This is a genomic window from Paenibacillus sp. FSL H3-0333, from assembly GCF_038002805.1.
Lineage (GTDB): Bacteria > Bacillota > Bacilli > Paenibacillales > Paenibacillaceae > Paenibacillus_AQ > Paenibacillus_AQ silagei.
The window spans coordinates 1-5300 of the sequence record NZ_JBBODG010000005.1; the positions used below are offsets into that span (position 1 = coordinate 1).

The following is a 5300-nucleotide window of genomic DNA, read 5'->3' on the forward strand; positions in this document are numbered from 1 at the left end:
AAAAACGTCAAAGTATACATACAGACTTAGCTTCATGTGGTTTGTTGCAGCCGAATCAGGCACATGTTCCGCAATTCCCTCGCATGCTCCAATAATAAAGCCCAGACTCCGCCTATGTGCGGGGTTTTTTTCGTGCGTGGAATCGAAATACTAAGAATAGTAGAGGTTTTCTGTTGACAGTGGAAAACACAGGTCATATACTGTGTATATAGATATATACAGTAAGCACACACAGATACACACTGAGGCTAGCTGATCTGCCGGCTCCTGCCGTTCAAGACGAATAAAGCGAGGTTAGAAGTTATGACAACATTTAAGCAAGCGTGGGTCATCGTACGCAGCGAATTCCACGGTGACCGCTGGAAGCTGCTGTGGGCACTGCTGTTCTCGCTCGTGTTCATGGGATACTTTTCTGCAATCACAGGAATGGTCATCGACGATACGCTCACTGGACATGATAGGCAGCTGCTCAGTGATGTTCTGATGGTGACGACGATGCTCATGCTCGTGATCACCTTTTCCCGGCGGACCATGAAGTATATCTCGGAGGATTCCTATACCCGGATGCTGGCGTATATGCGGGCGTTACCCGTACCTGTAGCTGCTGTTCTCTGTAAAAGAAAGCTGGACACCCTGTTCGCCGTTGCCATGAACGGTACAATCTACTTCAGCCTGCTCTATGCGCTCAGCCCCGGAATACGCGCTGAACTGCCGCTTGCTTCGTATCTGGCTTTTGCCTTTACCTGGATTGGTTACAGTCTGATTGTCGCAGGCATGTATATTATGATCGAGTTCTCGGTCAGCGGCGTAGTCTACTTCTGGACCATCTCCGCCATCATGCTGCTGGTACTGGGCGTGTCCGGTCTGGTCTATCTGACTGGAGGCAATATCCTGCTGGCAACGGTCGCTGTATCCAAGGAGTGGGGCCTATTATCTCCCTTGATGTGGGGAACGCTGGTACTTGGCGTGTTATCGGTTCAGTTATTATCCATATGGACGATTCACCGGCTGAAGAGCCGTGATCTCGTATGAGACGGGGCAAGGCGTTCATCCGGGGACCGGGCCTGGAAGGCAGGTGTAAATAATGTGGATACCTATACAAATTAATGAGAACAGCGCAGAGCCGCTGTACCACCAGATCGAGACACAACTGAGGTCGCTGATCATCTCCGGCGCAATAACGGAAGGAACGCTGCTTCCTTCCATCCGCGAATTCGCGGGTAACCTGAAGTGCAGCGTCATTACCGTCCGCCGCGTCTATCAGGATCTGGAGAACGAAGGCTTGCTGCGGACCAGACAGGGGACGGGCACCTTTGTATCCCATATCGGGACCGGGGCAATGGAGGACTATAAGCAGGAGACCGTCCGCAAGGCGCTGGAGAGCGCCGTGGAGGCGGGACTATCCGTCCATTGCAGCGAAGAGGAACTGATCAGGCTGTTCACAGAGATCGTGAAGAACAAATACGGGAAGCAGGCAGAAAGAGGGGGAAGCTGATGGGACAGCAAGCCATAGAACTGCGGGATGTCTGCAAGAAGCGGCGGAACAAGACCATCGGGCCGATGAATCTCCGGTTGCCGCAAGGATATATTACGGCACTGGTGGGCCAGAACGGAGCGGGCAAAAGCACGCTGCTGAAGATGCTGCTTCAACTGATTTTGCCGGATGAAGGGGAGATCGGCTGGTATGAAGAGGCTTACCGCAGCGTACTGCCGCTGGAGCTCCGCCAGACCATCGCATATGTGCCGGAGATGTCGCAGCCTGAGGAGAACTTCTGGACACCCGGGGAGGCGGCCGCCTTCCGCAGCCATTGGTATCCTTCCTGGGACCAGAGCTACTTCGAGGAGCTGATCCGTAAGTTTGAAGTGCCGCCGAATGCCAGACTGGGCAAGATGTCCAAGGGCGAGCGCCGCAAGTTCGAGCTTGCCGCCGCCCTCGCGGCGAAGCCCCGGCTGCTGCTGCTGGATGAGCCGTCATCGGGCCTCGATCCTTTCGCCTGGAAGATTATGATTGAGACGCTGCAACGGTACATGGAGGAGAACGACGCCACGATTATCATCTCCACTCATATTGTTGAAGAGGTGCGGCGGCTGGCCGATTATATCGTGCTAATGCACCAGGGACAGCTGCTGGGAATGACCGAGAAGGACAGTCTGTTTGGTTCATGGAGTGAAATATGGGTTCAAATTGAGGGAGAGCAGGAGCTGCAGGAGCTGGCAGCCGAGCTGCCGCAAGCGCTGGAGCTGAAGCTGGAGGCGCCGGGTGTAGCTTCATTTTTAACCCAGCAAATTTATCTGTATGAGAAACGCATCCACGATTTGGGCGTAAAGGTACTCAAGAGCCGCAGCCTGGAGCTGGATGAAATCCTAAGCTTATGGACCCGGGGGCATCGTCCGGTTCTGATCGACCAGAAGAGAGGGGAATAAGAATGGAAGCATTGCAGTTGAAGCAGGTAGTGAAGCAGTACGGTGAGAAGACAGCCGTCAACGGAATCAGTCTAAAGGTGGAGCAAGGCGAGATTTACGGTCTGCTGGGTGCCAACGGCGCCGGCAAAACAACGACCATGCGCATGGTGCTCGGCCTGATCTATCCCGACGAAGGGAGTATCCTCTATAATGGCAAGCCTTATAGTAAGGAGCTTCAGCATCTGATGGGCTATCTGCCGGAAGAACGGGGATTATATCCGAAGGTTAAGGTAAGCGATCAGATTATCTATCTGGCTCAGCTGCGCGGGATGTCCGCCAGTGAAGCGGATAAGAGCCTGAAGTACTGGCTGGAGCGCTTTGATGTACCGGAATATTACAATAAGAAGATTGAAGAGCTGTCCAAGGGCAATCAGCAAAAGATGGGCTTCGTCGCTGCTGTGGTCCACAAGCCGAAGATTCTGATCCTGGATGAAGCCTTCAGCGGCCTCGATCCGGTCAATGTGGAGCTGCTGAAGGATACCGTCAGAGAGATGCGGGATCTGGGAACGAGCATTCTGTTCTCCACGCACCGCATGGAGCATGTTGAGGAATTATGCCGGAATATCACGATTCTTGACCGCTCGAACACCGTGGTTCAGGGAGATATCCGTGAGATCAAGAAAGGGTATCCGCGGGAAGAAGTTGTATTGCGCACCGCCGGGGAAGTGAACGGACTTGCCGAGATTGCCGGAGTTACCGGAGTGCAGCGGCAAGAGCGCGGGTATGTGTTATCCATTAATGACCTGGGAGCGGCGCAGCGCATATTGCAGCTGGCTGTAGCTCAAGGCGAGGTCGAGCATTTCGAGATTAAGGAACCGACGCTAAACCAAATCTTTATCAGAGCGGTGGGTGAATCCAATGAATAAAATGGCAACCATTATCGGCTTCACATTCAAGAACAAGGTAAGAACGAAATCCTTCATGATTACAACCCTGATTCTGGTGCTTCTGCTTAGCATTGGGATGAATATTCCTTATCTAATCAAAGTGTTCAAGGGAGAAGACGGTGCCAAGGACGCGACACAGATCGGAATAGTTGCCGCGCAGGGCTTCCGGCCCGCCGAGCTGCTGTTAGCTTATACTCCGCCGGCTGAAGCAGACGATAAAGTCGTATTTACCGCTTATCCTTCCGCTGAGGATGCTGCGCTGAAGCAGGGGCTGGAGGATGAGAAGATTGAGGGGTATCTTACCTTTGCCGACAAGGGCAGTGTAGGGGTGCCACCGGTTACGTATCACAGCAAAGACGGAGACATCAGCAGCCAGCTGAGAACGAATCTGCAAGCGGCTCTACAGCAGGTGAATACCGGGCTGATTGTCGGAGATAAGCTGTCGGAGAGCCAGGTGGCTGCTATATTTGCTCCGGTCTCGTTTGATACAGAACAGCTCAGTGCCGCAGGAGGAGCGGGTGGTGCAGATCAGGATCAGTCCAAACCCATTATCAACTATGTGATTGTCTATATCCTCCTGATTCTGTTCTTCATGTCGGTGATGATGACCGGAAACATGATTTCAGCCGAGATTACCTCGGAGAAAAGCTCGCGCATTATGGAGATTCTCATCACCAGCGCCTCGCCACTCACCCAAATGTTCGGCAAGGTCATCGGAATCTTCCTCGTCGGTCTGATGCAGATCGCCATTATCTCGGCTGCCATCGCCGTCAACCTGATGCTGCCGCATAATTCCACGATCTTGAGCGATTTCGATCTGAATCTGGGACAGCTTAATATCAGCATGATAGTCTATGGATTCATCCTGTATATCCTGGGCTACTTCCTGTACGCCCTGATGTATGCCGCTGTCGGTTCCATTGTCAGCCGGACAGAGGATCTGGGGCAGGCTGTGATGCCGGTCATGATGCTGGGCTTCGTCAGCTTCTATCTGCCGCTGTTCAGCATCTCGAACCCGGATACGCTGCTGGTGAAGGTAGCGAGCTTCGTCCCGTTCACCTCTTCGCTAAGCCTGCTGCTGCGGATCGGGGTCGGGGAGGTCGCCTTCTGGGAGATCATGGTCTCGCTGGCGATCCTGCTGGCGACAACCTTCCTCTTCGGCTGGCTCGCCGCCAAGATCTACCGCACCGGCGTCCTGATGTACGGCAAGCGCCCTAGCATCAAGGAGATCAGAAAAGCGATGAAGGCTTATAAAATATGATTAAAAAATAATTCAGTCTAACGGAAGCAATCTGATGGACTTCTCGCAAGGTTTGCTGGTTGCTTTAAGCGCATAACAAAATAACACCCATCCGCCCCATAAAGGCAGATGGGTGTTTGCTATACACCATTATTTTTACGATAGTCGGAGGGGTTAATTCCCGTCCATCTTTTGAATTGTCTGCTGAAGTGAGAGAGGTTCTTGTAGCCTAAACGACTTGAAATCTCATTTAAAGATATCTTGGGCTGCTGTAGTAATATTTTGGCTTCCTGCAGCTTTAAGTCAGATAGATAGGTGCGGGGCGACATCTTATATATTTTTTGAAATACCTCTAATCCATAGTTGGGGCTTATTCCAAGCGAAGCAATGATGGGCTGGATGTGAAGGGTGTAATCTGAATTGCCCTCGATACAATTTTTCTTAAAAGCTCTCTTGATGGCTTCGGCAATTTCTTTGGCATATTTCGCTGTGGTCATGGATTGGTTGGCACGTATCTCCGTCTGTACCGGCTGGATATCTACAAGCACCTCCAATAGCTCGAACAAGACCATTTGTGCTTTTAGCTTTGCTTTGGTGAACGACAACTCAGGCTCATGCAGAATATCGATCCATTTTTGAAGGCAATTTTTCAGCTGGCTATGATACAAATGGGAGGGCTTATAGACCCAGTCACAGTTCTTCATAATTCG

General features: G+C 51.9%; 6 protein-coding genes. 5 read left to right on the plus strand and 1 reads right to left on the minus strand.

Annotation, left to right across the window (positions count from 1 at the left end; all coding sequences use genetic code 11):
- The first annotated feature begins 303 nt into the window (after positions 1-303).
- Genes MHH78_RS33845 through MHH78_RS33865 form a run of 5 tightly spaced genes read left to right on the plus strand, consistent with a single transcriptional unit; the run spans position 304 to position 4611 of the window.
- Entirely contained in the window at positions 304-1032 is a 729-nt protein-coding gene (locus MHH78_RS33845; RefSeq protein ID WP_341170476.1) for a hypothetical protein, read from the plus strand.
- A 52-nt stretch (positions 1033-1084) separates the two neighbouring features.
- Positions 1085-1495: a GntR family transcriptional regulator gene (locus tag MHH78_RS33850; protein WP_076083761.1), complete on the plus strand. Its 411-nt coding sequence runs from the start codon at positions 1085-1087 to the stop codon at positions 1493-1495.
- On the plus strand, positions 1495-2424 hold the full coding sequence (locus MHH78_RS33855) for an ABC transporter ATP-binding protein (protein WP_341170477.1): 930 nt from the start codon (positions 1495-1497) through the stop codon (positions 2422-2424). The genes MHH78_RS33850 and MHH78_RS33855 overlap by 1 nt, the downstream gene beginning before the upstream one ends.
- Before the next feature lie 2 nt (positions 2425-2426).
- Positions 2427-3329 carry an ABC transporter ATP-binding protein gene (locus MHH78_RS33860; protein ID WP_341170478.1) on the plus strand — a complete coding sequence of 301 codons (903 nt, stop codon included), beginning with the start codon at positions 2427-2429 and terminating at the stop codon, positions 3327-3329.
- A complete protein-coding gene (locus MHH78_RS33865) occupies positions 3322-4611 on the plus strand; it encodes an ABC transporter permease (protein WP_341170479.1) in 1290 nt (429 codons plus the stop codon). Before MHH78_RS33860 ends, MHH78_RS33865 begins: the two co-directional genes overlap by 8 nt.
- Positions 4612-4730: 119 nt before the next feature.
- Here the strand turns inward: MHH78_RS33865 and MHH78_RS33870 are convergent.
- The coding region (locus MHH78_RS33870; RefSeq protein ID WP_341170480.1) for a helix-turn-helix domain-containing protein at positions 4731-5300 on the minus strand (570 nt) is incomplete at its 5' end.